Here is a 15075-nt window from a genome sequence, read left to right as displayed (position 1 = left end):
CCCATGCTTAGTGAAATCGACCTCTACGGCGTCTTCGTGCCCGGCGTGCTGGTGCTGGCGGTGCTGGCCTTTGCCGCTGCCACGGCGCTCCGCATGGTGCTGGCCGCACTGGGTTGCTACCGGCATATCTGGCACCGCTCGCTGTTCAACCTTTCCCTCTATGTGATCGTCCTGGGCGTCGTGGCCGCCGTATGCGCCGTGGTGCCCGGACTGCCCTCATGACCTTCCGACTCCGCCCCTTGCTTCCCGTGCTGCCGACGCTGTTGGCCGCGATCGCCGCGCTGCTGGTGCTGCGCCACCTGTGGGACTACTACACCGCTGCACCCTGGACGCGCGACGGCCACGTGCGTGCCGACATCGTCCAGGTAGCGCCCGATGTTTCGGGACTGGTGACGCGCGTGCTGGTGCGCGACAACCAATACGTCCGGCCAGGCGAGGTCCTGTTCGAGATCGACCGCGACCGCTACGCGCTTGCGCTGGAGCAGGCACTGGCCGCGCTTGCGACCCAGCGTGCCGCGCTGGCGCAGGCAAGGCGCGAAGCCGCGCGCAACCGCAACCTGGACGGCGTGGTCTCGGCCGAAGTCGCCGAGCAAGGCCACGCGCGCGTCGAGCAAGGCCAGGCCGCGTTAGCGCAGGCCGAAGCGGCGGTGCGGCTGGCCCGGCTGAACCTGCAACGCACCAGCGTGCGCAGCCCGGTGGCGGGCTACCTCAACGACCGGCTGCCGCGCCTGGGCGACTACGTGTCCACCGGCCGACCGGTGCTGTCGATGGTCGACGCCGGCTCCTTCCATGTGGAAGGGTATTTCGAAGAAACCAGGCTGCACCGCATCCGCATCGGCAGCCCGGTGGACGTGCATATCATGGGCGAGCCCCGGCATCTGCGCGGCCATGTGCAAAGCATCGCCGCCGGCATCGAGGACCGGGACCGCAGCGCGGGTTCCAACCTGCTGCCCAACGTCAACCCCACCTTCAACTGGGTGCGGCTGGCGCAGCGTGTGCCAGTGCGTATCGTGCTGGAGAACGTGCCTGCCGACGTGCGGCTGGTGTCGGGCCGCACCGCCACGGTGAGGGTTCGCGAACCGGGGCCCGGCGCTGGCGATGGCGCGGGGCCGAGATCATGAGGCGCTCCAGAGTCTGGCTGGCATGCGCCGTGGCGGCCTGCCTGTGCGCCTGCACTACGGTAGGCCCCGATTATCGCGTGCCCGAAAATGCGCTGGTACGCGCGCCCGCGGCCAAAGGCTCGTTGCAAGGTGCGCACGCGCCGGGCGTGGCCATCGCACCGGTGCCCGACGACTGGTGGCGGCTTTATGAAGACGAGCGGCTCGACCGGCTTGTCGTCCGGGCGCTGGCGGCAAACACCGATATCCGCGCCGCTGCGGCCAACCTGCGCCGTGCGCTCGCGCTGCTGCACGAGGTGGAAGCCGAAAACCTGCCACAGGGCAGCGCCAGCGCCAGCGTGTCGCGCGCGCAGCTGTCGGGCGAGAGCTTCTTGCAACAGGTCCAGCCGCCAGTGTTCAACCTGGGCGACTTCGGCCTTGGCGTGTCCTACCTGATCGACTTCTTCGGCCAGCTGGCACGCGCCGACGAGGCCGCGCTGGCCGGCGCGCAGGCCAGCGCGGCGACGCTGGACATGGTGCGTGTCACGGTGGCCGCGCAGACCGTGCGCGCCTACGTCCAAGGTTGCGCCGCCACCCACGACCTGCACGCCGCCACCCAACAGCTGGCCGTGCAGCAGCGCACGCTGGACACCACCCGCCGGCTGCTCGCCACGGGCCGCGCCGAGCCCGCCGAGGTGGCGCGCGAACAGGCCCGCACCGAAGCGCTGCGCGCCACGCTGCCTCCGCTGCAAGCCGCACGCAGTGCCGCGCGCTACCGGCTGGCGCTGTTGCTTGGGCAAGCGCCGGCGGCGCTGCCGGACGCCGACGTGGCATGCGAGGCGGAGCCCACGCTGCGTGCGCCATTGCCGGTCGGCGACGGCGCCGCGCTGCTACGGCGCCGGCCCGATGTCCGTCAGGCGGAACGCGAGCTCGCCGTTGCCACGGCGCGCATCGGCGTGGCTACGGCAGACCTGTATCCGTCGATCCGCATCGGCGCCAGCGCCGGACTGAGCGGCGTGCTGAGCCATCTTGGCAGCGGGCCCACGGCGCGCTGGAGCATCGGACCGTTGGTGAGCTGGACCTGGCCCACCAACGGCGTACGGCATCGCATCCACGCCCAGGAAGCCGCCGCGGATGCCGCGCTGGCGCGTTTTGACGGCGTGGTGCTGCGCGCGCTGTACGAAACCGAGACCGCGCTGTCGGCATACACGCGCGAACTGGAGCGCCAGGCGGCCCTGCATGCCGCCAGCGACGGTGCCGCGCAAGCCGCGCGACAGCAGCGCCGGCTATGGCAGGCGGGGCGCCTGCCCTATCTCGCACATCTTGATGCCGAGCGCGACCTCGCCGCTGCGCAGACTGCACTGGCGGCCTCGGCCGGCCAGGTTGCCGCGCAGCAGGTCAACTTGTTCCTGGCCCTCGGAGGCGGCTGGCAGACCGCCCGCAATCTGACCACCGTCCCCGAATCGATAAATGAAAAAAACGACTGAATGATCTCCAGTTAAATCATCACGGGAATACATCGTCATGACTACACTTCGTCCCGTGCCCGCAGACTTTAACGCGGCCGCACCGCTCAAAAGGCGCATCCCGGACGGCGCAGGCGGCAAACCCGCCATGCCTGCGCGGCCCTTCGCGGGGTAGCCGTCCTCCTACTCAAAAAACAGCAGACATGCATAAAAAAGCTCTCAAAGCCCTTCTTGCCACGTCCCTCTCCATCGCAGCCATCGGCGCCATTGGCGCAGCCACCCCTGTCATGGCACAAGGCCTGAACGACCGCGGCGTGGCCGCTTACCGCTACGGCTACGCGCTCCACAACGGCAAGCGCGATCCATTCACCGAAGGCGCGCATGTCAACGGCAAGCGCGACCCCTTCACCGACGGCGCGCGCGTCAACGACCGGCGTGACCCCTTCACCGACGGCGCCCACCGCGCCGCCGGCCTGGAAGTTGCGGGCATGGACCGCAGCGGTGTGTCGGCGGCGCCGTCGCATCGCGGCGCGCGCGCTTCGGCCGCGGCCTGATCACGCCGACACCACGCTGCGTGCTATTGATACGCGCGCTCCGGTGCTAGATTGAGAAGGCGTGCCGCCGCCCGCCGCCGGCGCGCCTGACAAGCCACCCCACCAGAACCGCGAGGAGCCGCGCATGTCCCTTCCCCATCTTGCCTCAGGACAAATCGCCAGCGTGCTGCCACTGGGCGCGCGGCTGGACCAGACCGCCACCCAGGCGCTGTTCAAGGAAGGTCCCCTCGAAGTGATGCGTCTGGTGCTGAAAGCCGGCAAGCATATGCCCCCTCACGCGGTGGATGGCCCCATGACCGTGCAATGCCTGGAGGGCGAGGTACGCGTGCGGGTAGATGGCACCGAACGCCAGTTGCACCAGGGCGACCTGCTCTACCTGGGCCCGTGCGTGCGCTACGACGTGACGGCGGTGTCCGATGCCTCGGTGCTGGTGACGATGGTATTGCCCGGCAGCCGCTGAGCCCCGCTTATGCCTCGCTCGGCTGCCAGCGCGCGCTGGCGGCCACGAAGGCCTCGATCAGCGCCGCGACCGGTGCGCGCCGCAACGCCGATTCACGCACCAGCACGCCCACCTCGCGATAGAGCGGCCCGCCCGGCAGCGGCACCTGCACCACGCCGGAGGTCTCGCGCAGCGGCACCAGTTCGGCCGGAATGATGGCGCAGCCCAAGCCCGCCGCCACCATCTGCAGGATCACCGCCGGCTCGTCCAGTTCCATCCCTTCCCTGACCCAGAGCCGTTGCCGCTTCAGGTAGCGGTCCACCAACTGGCCGCCGGTGCTGTGACGGTTGTAGCGGATGAACGGCAACGCTTCTAGCAGGGCGCGCAATTCCGCCGGCGAGCCGGCCGGAACGATAGCGACAAAGCGCTCGCGTACCAATGGCACCCACTTCAGGTCCGGCGGCAAACCTAGCCGTGGCCGGATCAGCACGGCTACGTCAAGTTCGCGCGCATCGACCTGTGTCAGAAGCTGGGTCGACATGCCCGGCACCACGTTGACGTGCGAGTCCGGGAAGCGCTGGCGAAAATGCCGCATCGCCTCGGCGAGCAAGGTCGCCTGCACGGTAGACACGGCGCCCAGCTCAACCGGGGCGGCATCGGCGTGCGGACCGGCGCGATCCTTCATGGCGGCATAGAGCTCGACAAAGCGCCGCGCCTCGGGCAGCAACCGGCGGCCGGCTTCGCTGAGCGCGACCGACTTGCCGGTGCGCTCGAACAGGCTGCAGTCCAGGTCCTCTTCCAGGCGCCGGATCTGCGTGCTGACGGCGGACTGCGTCAATGCCAGCCGCGCCGCCGCGGCGGAAAACGATCCCGTTTCGGCAGCCGTCAGGAAGGTCTGGAAGTAGCGGATCATCTATCGAAAACTCTGATGCTCAGGGCAAAAATGATTCGCTTCATATTACGGGTTGCGCTGGCTACAATCAACCCGCAGGCCTTTCCAGGCGATCTTCAGAACCCGTCCTTTCCATCAGACCCCCATGAGCACGACTTCCCCGATCCCTTTGTTCCACCTGGCGTTTCCCGTGCGCGACCTGGCCGAAGCGCGACGTTTCTATGGCGAGTTGCTGGGCTGCCCCGAAGGCCGCAGTTCCGACGCATGGGTGGATTTCAACTTCTATGGCCACCAGGTGGTGGCGCACCTGTCGCCCGAGGAATGTGGCCACCGTGCGACCAGTGCCGTCGATGGCGACGATGTGCCCGTGCGCCACTTCGGTGCGATCCTGCCGATGGAGGAATGGGAGGCACTGGCCGGGCGGCTGCGCGCGGCCGGCACGCAGTTCGTGATCGAGCCGCACGTGCGCTTCAAGGGCCAGGTCGGCGAACAGGCCACCATGTTCTTCCTGGACCCGTCGGGCAACGCGCTCGAATTCAAGGCGTTTGGCGACCTCAGCCAGGTGTTCGCCAAGTAGTCCGCCCTGGCGCGGGCGGCCGTCAGGCGATGCGGCGCATTGCCTCCCGGATCGGCTCGGCCGCGCTCGGGCGCACCAGCCGGGCCACTTCCTGCCCGTCGCGCAGGAACACCAGCGTCGGCCATAGCTTGATGCGGAAGGACCGCCCCAGCGGGCGTCCGCTGCCGTCTTCGATCTTCAGGTGGCGCAGGTCCGGATGCACGGCAAAGGCCTCGGCCAGCGCCGGCTGGGCACGCTGGCAGTAGCCGCACCAGGGTGCGCCGAACTCCAGCACGGTGGCGCCGGACAGCGTATCGACTTCCGTGCGGGTCGGCTCGGTGGCTGCGTAGTGTTGGGTCATCGGCATGGTCTTTCCTTTACTGTGGTGTAACAGTCTGCCTGCCAGATTCATTCCAGGCGGCCAGCGCAGGGCTGGCTTGACGCCGGCCATGGCCGCAGCATGCCGCATCCGGAGCGCCACCGTGTAATTTCTACGCCGGCGGCGCGATTTCCCACCATGACGGCAGCAAGCCGCGCACCTGCGCCGCGGCAAAGCGGTCATCGATCAGATACAGCACGCCCCGGTCCTGCTGCGTGCGAATCACCCGGCCGGCGGCCTGCACCACCTTGCGCAGCCCGGGATACAGGTAGGCATAGGCGTAGCCCTGGCCGAACGCCTGCTCCATGCGCGCGCGGAACTGCTCGTTGACGGCGTTGAACTGGGGCAGCCCCAGCGTCGCGACGAAGGCGCCGATCAGCCGCTCGCCCGGCAGGTCGACGCCCTCGGCAAAGGCGCCGCCGAGCACCGCGAAGCCGATTCCCTCGCCGCCCTCGGCAAAGGCCGCCAGGAACGCTGCCTGCGCGGCTTCGTCCATGCCCCGGGCCTGGACCCAGTGCGGGATGTCCGGATGCGACCCGGCAAAGCGGGCGACGGCTTGCTGCAGGTATTCGTGGCTGCTGAAGAAGGCCAGGTAGTTGCCGCGGCGCGCGCGGAACTGGTCCGCCATCAGCGCCACGATGGCTGGCAGCGACTGCTCGCGCCGCGCATAGCGAGTGGAGATGCGCGAGGCAATCCGCACCGACAACTGCTCAGCCCTAAAAGGCGATGGCACTTGCACGCGCGCACAATCGGCCGGCAAGCCCAGCGTGTCCAGGTAATAGTCGGCGGGATCGAGGGTCGCGGAAAACAGCGTGACCGAATGTGCGGCGGCAAGCCGCGGGCGCAGGAACGGGGCCGGGATGACATTGCGCAGGCAAAGCCGGGCCTGGTGGCCGCGGCGGCTGCGTGGCGCGCGCTGGATATCGAACAGCGAATGCGTATCGAGCTGTTCGGCCAGTCTGGCGAAATGCAGCGCGTCAAAGTAGAAGCGCTGCAGCGCCGGCTCGTGCGCGCCCGGATGCTCGGTCATGTAGGCCAGTGCCGCGGCACAGCATTCGTCCAGGGCACGGCGCAAGGCCGCGGGCACTTCCGGCAGGACCTCGTAGGCCTCGTCACCCTGGCGCGCCAGTGCGTTCCACTGGCGCGCCAGCCGTGCCAGCGGCCTGGACACGGAGGCGGGCGCGCTGCGGCGCAGTTCGCGCAGCGCTTGCGGATCCAGCTCCGCCGTATACATGGCGCGGCCGCGCTCGACCAGGTTGTGGGCCTCGTCGACCAGCACGCTGGCGCGCCAGCCATTGGCCACGGTGAGCGCATAGAGCACTGCGCTGCGGTCGAAGTAGTAGTTGTAGTCGGCTACCACCACGTCGCTCCAGCGCACCAGCTCCTGTGCCAGGTAGTAAGGGCAGATGCCATGCTGCCGCGCCAGCTCGCGCACCGCGGCGCGCTCGCGCACCGGCACGGCGCGCGCCGCTTCACGCGCGGCCGGCAAGCGGTCATAGAAACCGCGCGCCAGCGGACAGGATTCGCCATGGCAGGCCAGCTCCGGATGCTCGCAGGCCTTGTCCCGCGCAGTCAGTTCCAGTACGTTCAGCGGCTGCGCGCCATGGCCGCGCAATGCGGCTGCGGCGTGCAGCGCCACCCCGCGTCCGGTGGAGCGGGCCGACAGGAAGAAAACCTTGTCGAGCCGCTGGCCCGGCATCGCCTTGAGCACCGGGAACAGCGTCCCGACCGACTTGCCGATGCCGGTGGGCGCCTGCGCCAGCAGGTGGCGGCCGGCGCGGTTAGCGTTGTAGACCGCCTGCGCCAGTTCGCGCTGGCCCGGGCGGAAGCCCTGGTGCGGAAACGTCAGCTGCGCCAGCGCGGCATCGCGCGCCTGCCGGTGCGCCAGTTCGGCCTGCGCCCAGTGCAGGAAGCGCTCGCAGGACTCGACGAAAAACGCCTCGAGCGCCGGCGCGTCGAAATGCGCCACCACCGGGTGTTCGCGCTGGCTGACGATGTCGAAATAGACTACCGCGATGTCCAGCCCGGTCAGCCCCAGCTTGCGGCACAGCAAGCAGCCGTAGATCTTGGCTTGCGCCCAGTGCAGATGGCGGTGGTTGTCCGGCACGGCGGCATCGCCGCGGACCGTCTTGATTTCTTCGAGCCGGTTGGCAGCCGCATCGTAGCCGTCGGCACGGCCGCGGACATGGAGCGGGCCGAAATCCGCGGACAGCGCCACTTCCGCCTGGTAGCCCGCGCCGCGACGGCCAGTCACGACGCCATGCCCTGCCATCCCCTCTTGCGCCGACGGCGTCGGCACGAAGCGCAGGTCCAGGTCGCCCGCCTTGGCGGTGAACTCGCACAATGCACGGACGGCGACGACGTACCGGGGCGGCGCCGGCGCAGGGGCCGGTGCGGTAGTAACGGGAGGGGGCGGGATGGGGGCGGACACAACCACAGACACGACGAAAACTGTATAAATATACAGTATCGGCTTGGCCGGCGAATGCCCTGTCGCGGAGCGGCAATCGCTTGGCTACAGCACGCGGCCGCGCCGTCGCCCTTTGCCGGCGGACAGCGCAATGCGGGCCGGACGGCTGCGCCGCAGTGGCGTCCCCGCGGCTGCGGGCCCAGCCGGCGCGGTGCCAGCCTGTTGCCGGTACTCCGCGAGCAGGCTTTCCCGCTGGCGTACCCGCTCTTCCAGTACCGCGATTGCCTGGCCGAGCTGGGTCATTTCGCTGCCCTGGCGCGACGCCGCCTCGGCGGCTCGGGTCAAGCGCTCGACCGCCGCCTTGCGTTCGGCCTCAAGCAGCTTCTGCGCTTCCTTCGCGGCAACGCGCGCCGCATCCAGTTCCAGCGCCATACGCCGCTCGTTGGCGGCAGTACGCTGCGTCAGCGTTTCGCGCTCCTGGTCCCACGCCGCCCGCTGAGCGTCGAAATCGTTCTGCATGGCATCGCGCGCGGCCAGCGCTGACGCATGCCGGGCGCGCAGCGCTTCGGCTTGCTCCTGCCACGCGGCCGCAGCCGTTTCCGCGCGCGCCGCGCGCTCCGCCGCCTCGTCGCGCGCGCGCGTCAGTTCGGCCATGGCAGCCTCCGCGCCGTCGAGCCGCGCCTGCATGACCTGACGTTCCTGCGCCAGCGCTTCGCGCTCCTGCTGCAGTGCTGCGTTGGCGGTCGCCAGCGCCGCTTCCCGCTGTGCCAACGCGGCCTCGGCCGCGGTCCTGGCGCTGTGCAGCGCCGCCTCCCACAGGTAGCGTGCGGCTTCGGTGACCGGCTCAGGGCAGCCTGGCGCTGGCGCGAAACCCTGCGGGTCCTGGATCCGCCCGCCCAGCGCGGCAAACCATGCATCCAGGTGCGGGCTGACCGTGTTCGGCGAGCCGCGCCCCAGGTGCAGGCGGATACGTTCGATGGTCGGCCGCTGGCCCGCCTTCAGCAGGCTGTCGGCGGCTTGCCAGACGTCGTCGCGGGTGATGCCTCGGCTGCGGAGTGGTTCCATGGTTGAGATCGGGCAATTTCCTGGAAAGTCACAATTAAGGTTCGATAATGAAGGCTTATCGATTGTTATCCCTATTTATTGTATGATATATTACAGAATACATCATATTTGATATGATACACATCCGAGACGCCCACGAGGCCTATTTCCCACCGATTCCCGCTGATGTCGACTTACCGGCCCCGCTCCGCACGTCCCAACTGGATCCTCTCGCCGAGCAGGCGGCCAATGCGTTGCGTCAAGAGGGAGAGTCCCATAACACCGTTGCAAGCTACCGGTCCGCATTGCGCTACTGGTCGGCCTGGTATGCCCTGCGCTACCGGCAGCCGGTGCGGCTTCCGCTTGCGCCTGCCGTCGTTATCCAGTTCATCGTCGACCACGCCACGCGCCAGACGCCGCAGGGCCCCGTCTGCGAGATGCCCGCGGCAATCGACCAGGCGCTGGTCGCTGCTGGATGCAAGGCGCGACCCGGCCCGCCCGCGCTGTCCACGCTGACCCACCGGCTCGCGGTCATCGCCAAGGCTCACCGGCTGCAGGGCCTGCCCAACCCGTGCGCCGATGCCAGCGTGCGCGAACTGATAGCCAGCACCCGCCGCGCCTACGCGCGCCGCGGCCACCGCCAGGCACGCAAGGCCGCACTCACCCGTGCGCCGCTGCTGCGCCTGCTCGATACCTGCGATGGCTCGCTGGTCGGGTTGCGCGACCGCGCGCTGCTGTTGTTCGCGTGGGCCAGCGGCGGACGCCGCCGCTCGGAAGTCGCGCGCGCCACCATGGACCGCCTCACGCGCGTGGGCCCGGGAGATTTTGTCTATGTCCTGGGGTGGTCAAAGACCAACCAGTCAGGCAGCGAGCGCTCCGAGATCGCCAAGCCCGTCACAGGCGCTGCCGGACAGGCCCTCGAGGCATGGCTGTCCGCCGCCGGGATCGGCCACGGCCCGCTGTTTCGGCGCATCCGCCGCGGCGGGCATGTGGGAGAAGGCTTGTCGGATGCGGCGGTCAGCCGCATCGTCAAGGCGCGTTGCGCGCTGGCGGGGCTGGACGGCGACTATTCCGCGCATTCGCTGCGCTCGGGGTTTGTCACGGAAGCCGCGGCACAGCAGGTGTCGCTGGCCGAAACCATGGCCATGACCGGCCATGCCAGCGTATCGACGGTGGTCCGTTATTTCCGCGCTGCCGACACTCGTCGCTCCCGCGCGGCCGACCTGCTGGCGCCAGATGCCAGCGAAGGCCCCTGAGCGACTCGCCATGTCCGCCAACCATGCGCCGGGGCCGGCGCAAATACGGGTATTTCGCTAGCCGGCGCCTCTGGCTCGCCCTGCGGGGCCTGCCTATACTGGCAGGCGCGCGGGACAGTGCCGGCACCGGCTGGACGCCGCGCGCGGAGAATCCGGCAGACAGTCACCGCGGCGCAAGCGCTGGCGGTACAGGCGCGCAACGACGCACCGCTGCCCGGACCCGATCAAGTGGAAACGCGGAGATGGGCATGCCCAACGAACAATTCCTCGCCACGCAGGAAACGCGCCGCTCGGGGCTGAAGGCCCTGCGCGCGGCCCTGCTGCAGGTACACAAGGAAGTCATCGGCTATGACCGGGCGCAGTATGAACGGCTGAACGGTCCGATTCCGGCCGGCCTGTTTGTGCAACTGGTGACTGAAGACAACTACTTCCGCTGGCTCGACCCGCTGTCGCGCCTGATCATCGAAATCGACGAAGAGCTGGAAGCCAAGGAACACCACGACGACACCTGCCGTGCCGTCGGGCGCGCTGCCGAAAAACTCTTCAGCGACGGCGCCGATGCCACATTCCGCAAGCGCTATCAGGAAGCGCTGCAGGACGAGTCCGGTGTCATCGTCGCGCACGGGCGGCTGATGTCCGTGATCGGGCAACTGCGCCAGCTGCCCTAGCGCGCCCGCTAGCTTTTACTTGCCCGGCTTCGGTTTGCCGGGCCGGCGCGGCCCCTCCGTATCAACCGCGACCGGGTCGCTGGCGGGGAAGGTGTCCTTCAGCGCCTCATCCAGCTCGCGCTCGATCAGTTCGTCCCGGGATTGCTGCTGCGCGGGCGTGCGTGGCTGGGGCTGTGGCTTCGGTGCGGGCTTGCTCATGGCGATAAAGCTCCGTTGGCGAACGTGAGCCGATGGTAATCCTGTCGGCCCAGCATTGCTATCCTGCCGCCTGCCGCTCAGCGCGCCCTTCCGCCGCCGCCACCATGCCCACCACCATGCCCGCCGCCATGCCAGCCACCGTGCCCGTGGTGGCCGTTGCCGTGCCAGTGATGACCACCGTGTCCGCCGCCATAGATGAAGGCGAAGCTGCCATAGGCAGGCCACGGACGGTAGTACGGATAGCCGTACGCCGGATAGGCTGGGTAGGCCGGGTAGGCCTGGTAGTACGGCGTCGACGCCGTGTAGACGGGATATGCCGGATACGGGTCGCTGGCATACGGATACGCCACGCACCCCGCCATGGCGGTCGCAACGACGATCACTCCGATACCGTATTGCATGATGCCCTCCCCACCGTCAGCGTTCAGCCTGCGGGAACTGCCAGGTACGGAAGTTAGACCGCGCGGCAGGGGCTCCATTCCGCAAGCCGTCCCGGCGTGACGCACCGGAGCAAGCCATGGGCGTTCAGGTGCTTATATCGGGACAAATCAAAAGGCATATTTAAGAAGTGTCCGATATTCACATGAGAAACAACGGAATACATTGTTCTTGCACCCGACCCTGGGTGCCCGACAGAGCCAGGTTGCCCCCCTTCCTGGCTCCTTGCGTTGCCACGATGGTCCCCGCCATCGTGGCATTTTTTTATGCAGCGGCTGCAGAGACAGGGCCTCGCTACAGGCCCTTCTCGACCATCTCTAGCACGCGCTGGCCCAGCACCTCCGCCTGCTCGCTGGCGCGGCTGCGCAGGGGACCGTCGATCAGCAGGATCGCCAGGCCGTGTACGGCCGACCACGCCAGGTATTCGGCGCCCGGCCGGCGCTCCGCCGGCAACACTCCCGCTTCCACCAGTTGGTCCAGCGCCGCGCCCAGTAGTTGAAACGGGTTCAGGCCACTGTTGCCCGCCTTGGCCGGGTCCGCGTCGTCCTCGACTTCGTCCGGTACCGAGAATGCGGTGCGGAACAAGCCGGTTTCGGTCAGGGCAAAACGGAGGTAGCCCGTGCCGACCGCGCGCAGGCAGGCGCGCGCATGCGCAGCGGCACCGCGCCCGGGGCGCAGCCCGCCGATTTCGGCCTCCATGGCAATCGCCAGCGAAGACAAGGCCGAGGCGCGCACCGCCTGCAGCAGGTCTTGCCGGCTGGAGAAATGGCGGTACGCGGCATTGGGCACGACGCCGGCGCGCCGCGTCGCTTCGCGTAGCACGATGGCGTCAGGGCCGCCCTCGCGCGCCAGGTCGATGCCGGCGTCGAGCAGCGCGCGGCGCAGGTCGCCATGGCGGTAGGTCGCCCGCCCGGGCGGTGCGGAGGCTTCCCGGTTCATGTGGGCCTCCTGGAAAACGAATCACGGTTCATGATGTGCAGAGTCTTATAGTGAACAGTGTACACAATCAAACCGTCACAAACTTGTTGCATCGACGATGGCAAGGACGCTGACAGCTGCAAGCGCGCGGATCACAGGATCGGCGCGAACAGCTTGGCCACGTGCATCGCCACCCGCAGCGGTGCCGGCGCCGCGAGGAACTCGTCCAGCCCGACCCGACGGGCTTGCGCGAAATCGGCCTCGAGCATTGCCGCCACCTGCGCCGCAAAGCCCGCATCGGCAGTCATCACCATCAGCTCGAAATTCAGACGGAAGGAACGGTTGTCAAGGTTCGCGGTGCCGATCGCAGCGGCCTCGTCGTCGACCAGGATCACCTTCTGGTGCAGGAAGCCCGGCTGGTAGCGATAGATCTTGATGCCCGCCGCAATGGCCTGGTGGGCGTAGAGGGTGGAGGCGGCATAGACCACCAGATGATCCGGCCGGGCCGGAATCAGGATGCGGACGTCGACACCGCGCAGTACCGCCAGCCGCAGCACCGCGAACACGGCCTCGTCCGGGACGAAATACGGCGACGTGATCCACACGCGCTGCCGCGCCGCCTGGATCGCCTCGACAAAGAACAGCGAACAGGTTTCCTGCGCATCGGCCGGCCCCGACGGAACCACCTGGCAAGTCATGCGCCCGCCCGCCTCCGGCGGCGGCATCAGCAGATGCGGCACCTCGCGCGCGGCCCAGTACCAGTCTTCGGCAAAGGCCATCTGCAAGTCCAGCACGGCACTGCCGCGCAGCGCGATATGGGTGTCGCGCCAGGGCGCCAGCGGCGGACGCTGGCCCAGGTATTCGACGCCGACATTGTGGCCGCCGACGAACGCTTCGCAGCCGTCGACGACCACCAGCTTGCGGTGGTTGCGGAAGTTGAGCTGGAACCGGTTCACGAAGCCGCGGTGGGTGGAAAACGCCTTGGCCTCGACACCAGCATCGAGCAGCGTGCGCACGTAACGGCGCGACATGGCGTGGCAGCCGATGCGGTCGAACAGGAAGTACACCTTGACGCCGGCTTGCGCGCGCTCGCACATGAGCGCCTGCAGGCGCTGGCCCAGCGCATCGTCGTGGACGATGAAGAACTGAACGATCAATACCTGCGTGGCGCGCGCCATGGCGGAAAAGATGGCTTCGAAGGTCTGCTCGCCGTCGATCAGCAGCCGCACATCATTGTTGGCCAGGCACGGCATGCCGGTCAGGCGCGGCAGCGCCCGCATGCAGGCCTGGACTGGCGCGTGGACCACGCAGGCGCTGCGGGCTTCGCGCTCGCGCGGCGTCATGCCGTGGCGGATCTCGCGCAGCCGGTCGTCGTTGAAGCGGCGCGCATCGACATAGCCGGCGAAGGTGCTGCGCCCGAAGATCAGGTAAGGCACCAGGGTGAAGTACGGCATCATCAGCAGCGAGCCGGCCCAGGCAATCGCGCCCGGCGCGGTGCGCACCGTCATGACGGCATGCAGCGCGGCCACCACGCCTACGACGTGAAAGGCCAGCACGATGATGGCGATGACGCTTGGGCTCTGCAGCATCGGGTTGGCTTGTGTCCCCTGACCGGGTCGCGATGCGCGCTATTTTGGCACAGCGCAGTCTGGTTGTAGGCGCTGGCTGCCAGTCGCCTGCCAGCGCTGCCTTCTTTTTTGGCACGCCGATGGCATCACCATGCCAGGCGGCCGTCAGGGCGTCGTCGCCCCGCTTGTCCACAGGAACTGTGGACAACTTTCCGTAGCGTCCGCGAGCCGGCCTCGATCTCCCGATGCGGACGGCTCACTCCGGGCGAATCAAGAAAATCGACAGATATTTCAGCAATGTCCGATTGTTTTTCCGACTGCACTTTTAATACGCTTTCTGGCTGGGCGCGGCGCTGCCGTTCGCCTGCCGCGGCCCAATCGTTGGTGGCCGCTTTCCCCTTTCAGCCCGTATCCTGCCCTGGGGTCCGCTTCAATGAATATTGCGCTGCTCATGGGCTTTTCGCCCCAACTCCGTACCGTGGCCGAACTGCTTGAGGGCGCCGGTTTCCGTTGCCGCGTGTTCGAGAGCGGCCGGGAGCTGATCCTCCGCGTCAGCCAGGAGCCTTACGACATGCTGCTGATCGACGATGCCGTGTCGGACTTGCCGGCCCTGCAAGTGGTGCGCGCGGTCCGCAGCGCCCGCTCGGGTGACGTACCCATTATCCTGCTGGCTGCCGACAACAGCGAAGACAAACTGGTCGATGCGCTCGATGCGGGCGCCGACGACTACGTGTGCCGCCCGCTCAATGCGCGCGTGCTGATGGCGCGCATCACGGCATTGCGCCGGCGCGTTACCGGCGAACGCGTGCGCCAGGGCCTGGTGGTGCAGGCCGGCCCTTACCAACTGAACAGCATGGGGCGCTTGGCCACGCTGCACGGCGAGCGCATCGCCATGACGCCGAAGGAATTCGATCTGGCCATGATGCTGTTTTCGAACGTCGGCCGCGTGCTGGCCAGCGAGCGCATCCAGCAGGCGATCTGGCGGCACGAACTGCCACCGCTGTCGCGGGCGCTGGCGGGACTGATCTCGCGTCTGCGCAAGACGCTGCGCATCGGCGTGGCCAACGGCATCGTCATCACGGTGGTCTACGCGCACGGCTACCGGCTTGACGTGCTCGAAGAGCGCATCGCGCCCAGGCTGCCAAAAGCCGCAACCCGGAGCACCGTGCCGGAGCCCTCAGGCAGCTGACGC

General features: G+C 68.1%; 17 protein-coding genes. 9 read left to right on the top strand and 8 right to left on the bottom strand.

Annotated features, from left to right (window positions below):
• The first annotated feature begins 3 nt into the window (after window positions 1-3).
• The 5 genes from E5S69_RS02625 (at window position 4) to E5S69_RS02605 (ending at window position 3577) form a co-directional block, all read left to right on the top strand.
• On the top strand, window positions 4-222 hold the full coding sequence (locus E5S69_RS02625) for a DUF1656 domain-containing protein (RefSeq protein WP_171513446.1): 219 nt from the start codon (window positions 4-6) through the stop codon (window positions 220-222).
• Window positions 219-1121, top strand: a complete 903-nt coding sequence (locus E5S69_RS02620; RefSeq protein WP_171513445.1) for an HlyD family secretion protein — start codon at window positions 219-221, stop codon at window positions 1119-1121. The genes E5S69_RS02625 and E5S69_RS02620 overlap by 4 nt, the downstream gene beginning before the upstream one ends.
• Window positions 1118-2584, top strand: coding sequence for an efflux transporter outer membrane subunit (locus E5S69_RS02615; protein WP_171513444.1), 1467 nt, complete (start codon window positions 1118-1120; stop codon window positions 2582-2584). Before E5S69_RS02620 ends, E5S69_RS02615 begins: the two co-directional genes overlap by 4 nt.
• A gap of 182 nt (window positions 2585-2766) precedes the next feature.
• Entirely contained in the window at window positions 2767-3117 is a 351-nt protein-coding gene (locus E5S69_RS02610; protein WP_171513443.1) for a hypothetical protein, read from the top strand.
• A 124-nt stretch (window positions 3118-3241) separates the two neighbouring features.
• The gene (locus E5S69_RS02605; protein ID WP_171513442.1) at window positions 3242-3577 is read left to right on the top strand and encodes a cupin domain-containing protein; all 336 of its coding nucleotides are present in this window, start codon (window positions 3242-3244) and stop codon (window positions 3575-3577) included.
• 7 nt (window positions 3578-3584) lie between these two features.
• On the opposite strand, the gene E5S69_RS02600 is transcribed toward E5S69_RS02605, so the two are convergent.
• Window positions 3585-4469 (bottom strand): LysR family transcriptional regulator, encoded by an 885-nt coding sequence (locus E5S69_RS02600; protein WP_171513441.1) that lies wholly within the window; start codon window positions 4467-4469, stop codon window positions 3585-3587.
• Window positions 4470-4593: 124 nt separating this feature from the next.
• On the opposite strand from E5S69_RS02600, the gene E5S69_RS02595 reads away from it, so the two are divergent.
• Window positions 4594-5025, top strand: coding sequence for a VOC family protein (locus E5S69_RS02595; protein ID WP_171513440.1), 432 nt, complete (start codon window positions 4594-4596; stop codon window positions 5023-5025).
• A 22-nt stretch (window positions 5026-5047) separates the two neighbouring features.
• Here the strand turns inward: E5S69_RS02595 and E5S69_RS02590 are convergent, their stop codons facing one another.
• The 3 genes from E5S69_RS02590 to E5S69_RS02580 form a co-directional block, all read right to left on the bottom strand.
• Entirely contained in the window at window positions 5048-5371 is a 324-nt protein-coding gene (locus tag E5S69_RS02590) for a thioredoxin family protein (protein ID WP_171513439.1), read from the bottom strand.
• A gap of 124 nt (window positions 5372-5495) precedes the next feature.
• Window positions 5496-7802, bottom strand: a complete 2307-nt coding sequence (locus tag E5S69_RS02585) for an ATP-dependent DNA helicase (RefSeq protein WP_171513908.1) — start codon at window positions 7800-7802, stop codon at window positions 5496-5498.
• Between the two features lie 96 nt (window positions 7803-7898).
• Window positions 7899-8858 carry a DNA-binding protein gene (locus E5S69_RS02580; RefSeq protein WP_171513438.1) on the bottom strand — a complete coding sequence of 320 codons (960 nt, stop codon included), beginning with the start codon at window positions 8856-8858 and terminating at the stop codon, window positions 7899-7901.
• A 113-nt stretch (window positions 8859-8971) separates the two neighbouring features.
• On the opposite strand from E5S69_RS02580, the gene E5S69_RS02575 reads away from it, so the two are divergent.
• Together E5S69_RS02575 and E5S69_RS02570 are read left to right on the top strand one after the other, a co-directional pair.
• Window positions 8972-10093, top strand: a complete 1122-nt coding sequence (locus E5S69_RS02575) for a site-specific integrase (protein WP_171513437.1) — start codon at window positions 8972-8974, stop codon at window positions 10091-10093.
• A 242-nt stretch (window positions 10094-10335) separates the two neighbouring features.
• On the top strand, window positions 10336-10761 hold the full coding sequence (locus tag E5S69_RS02570; RefSeq protein WP_171513436.1) for a hypothetical protein: 426 nt from the start codon (window positions 10336-10338) through the stop codon (window positions 10759-10761).
• A gap of 15 nt (window positions 10762-10776) precedes the next feature.
• On the opposite strand, the gene E5S69_RS02565 is transcribed toward E5S69_RS02570, so the two are convergent.
• From E5S69_RS02565 to cls, 4 genes are all read right to left on the bottom strand, one after another.
• A complete protein-coding gene (locus E5S69_RS02565) occupies window positions 10777-10959 on the bottom strand; it encodes a hypothetical protein (RefSeq protein WP_171513435.1) in 183 nt (60 codons plus the stop codon).
• A gap of 77 nt (window positions 10960-11036) precedes the next feature.
• Complete coding sequence (locus E5S69_RS02560) at window positions 11037-11360, bottom strand: hypothetical protein (RefSeq protein ID WP_171513434.1); 324 nt, start codon at window positions 11358-11360, stop codon at window positions 11037-11039.
• Window positions 11361-11691: 331 nt separating this feature from the next.
• Entirely contained in the window at window positions 11692-12336 is a 645-nt protein-coding gene (locus E5S69_RS02555) for a TetR/AcrR family transcriptional regulator (RefSeq protein ID WP_171513433.1), read from the bottom strand.
• Window positions 12337-12467: 131 nt separating this feature from the next.
• Window positions 12468-13904 (bottom strand): cardiolipin synthase, encoded by a 1437-nt coding sequence (gene cls, locus E5S69_RS02550; protein WP_171513432.1) that lies wholly within the window; start codon window positions 13902-13904, stop codon window positions 12468-12470.
• A 412-nt stretch (window positions 13905-14316) separates the two neighbouring features.
• Here cls and E5S69_RS02545 point away from each other — a divergent pair, with 412 nt between their 5' ends.
• Window positions 14317-15072, top strand: coding sequence for a response regulator transcription factor (locus tag E5S69_RS02545; protein WP_171513431.1), 756 nt, complete (start codon window positions 14317-14319; stop codon window positions 15070-15072).
• Window positions 15073-15075 lie beyond the last annotated feature (3 nt).

It is taken from the genome of Cupriavidus necator, assembly GCF_013141915.1.
In the GTDB taxonomy this organism is placed as follows: Bacteria; Pseudomonadota; Gammaproteobacteria; order Burkholderiales; family Burkholderiaceae; genus Cupriavidus; species Cupriavidus necator_B.
The sequence above is the reverse complement of the archived record's forward strand: the minus strand, read 5'-3'. Positions and strand labels throughout refer to the sequence as shown.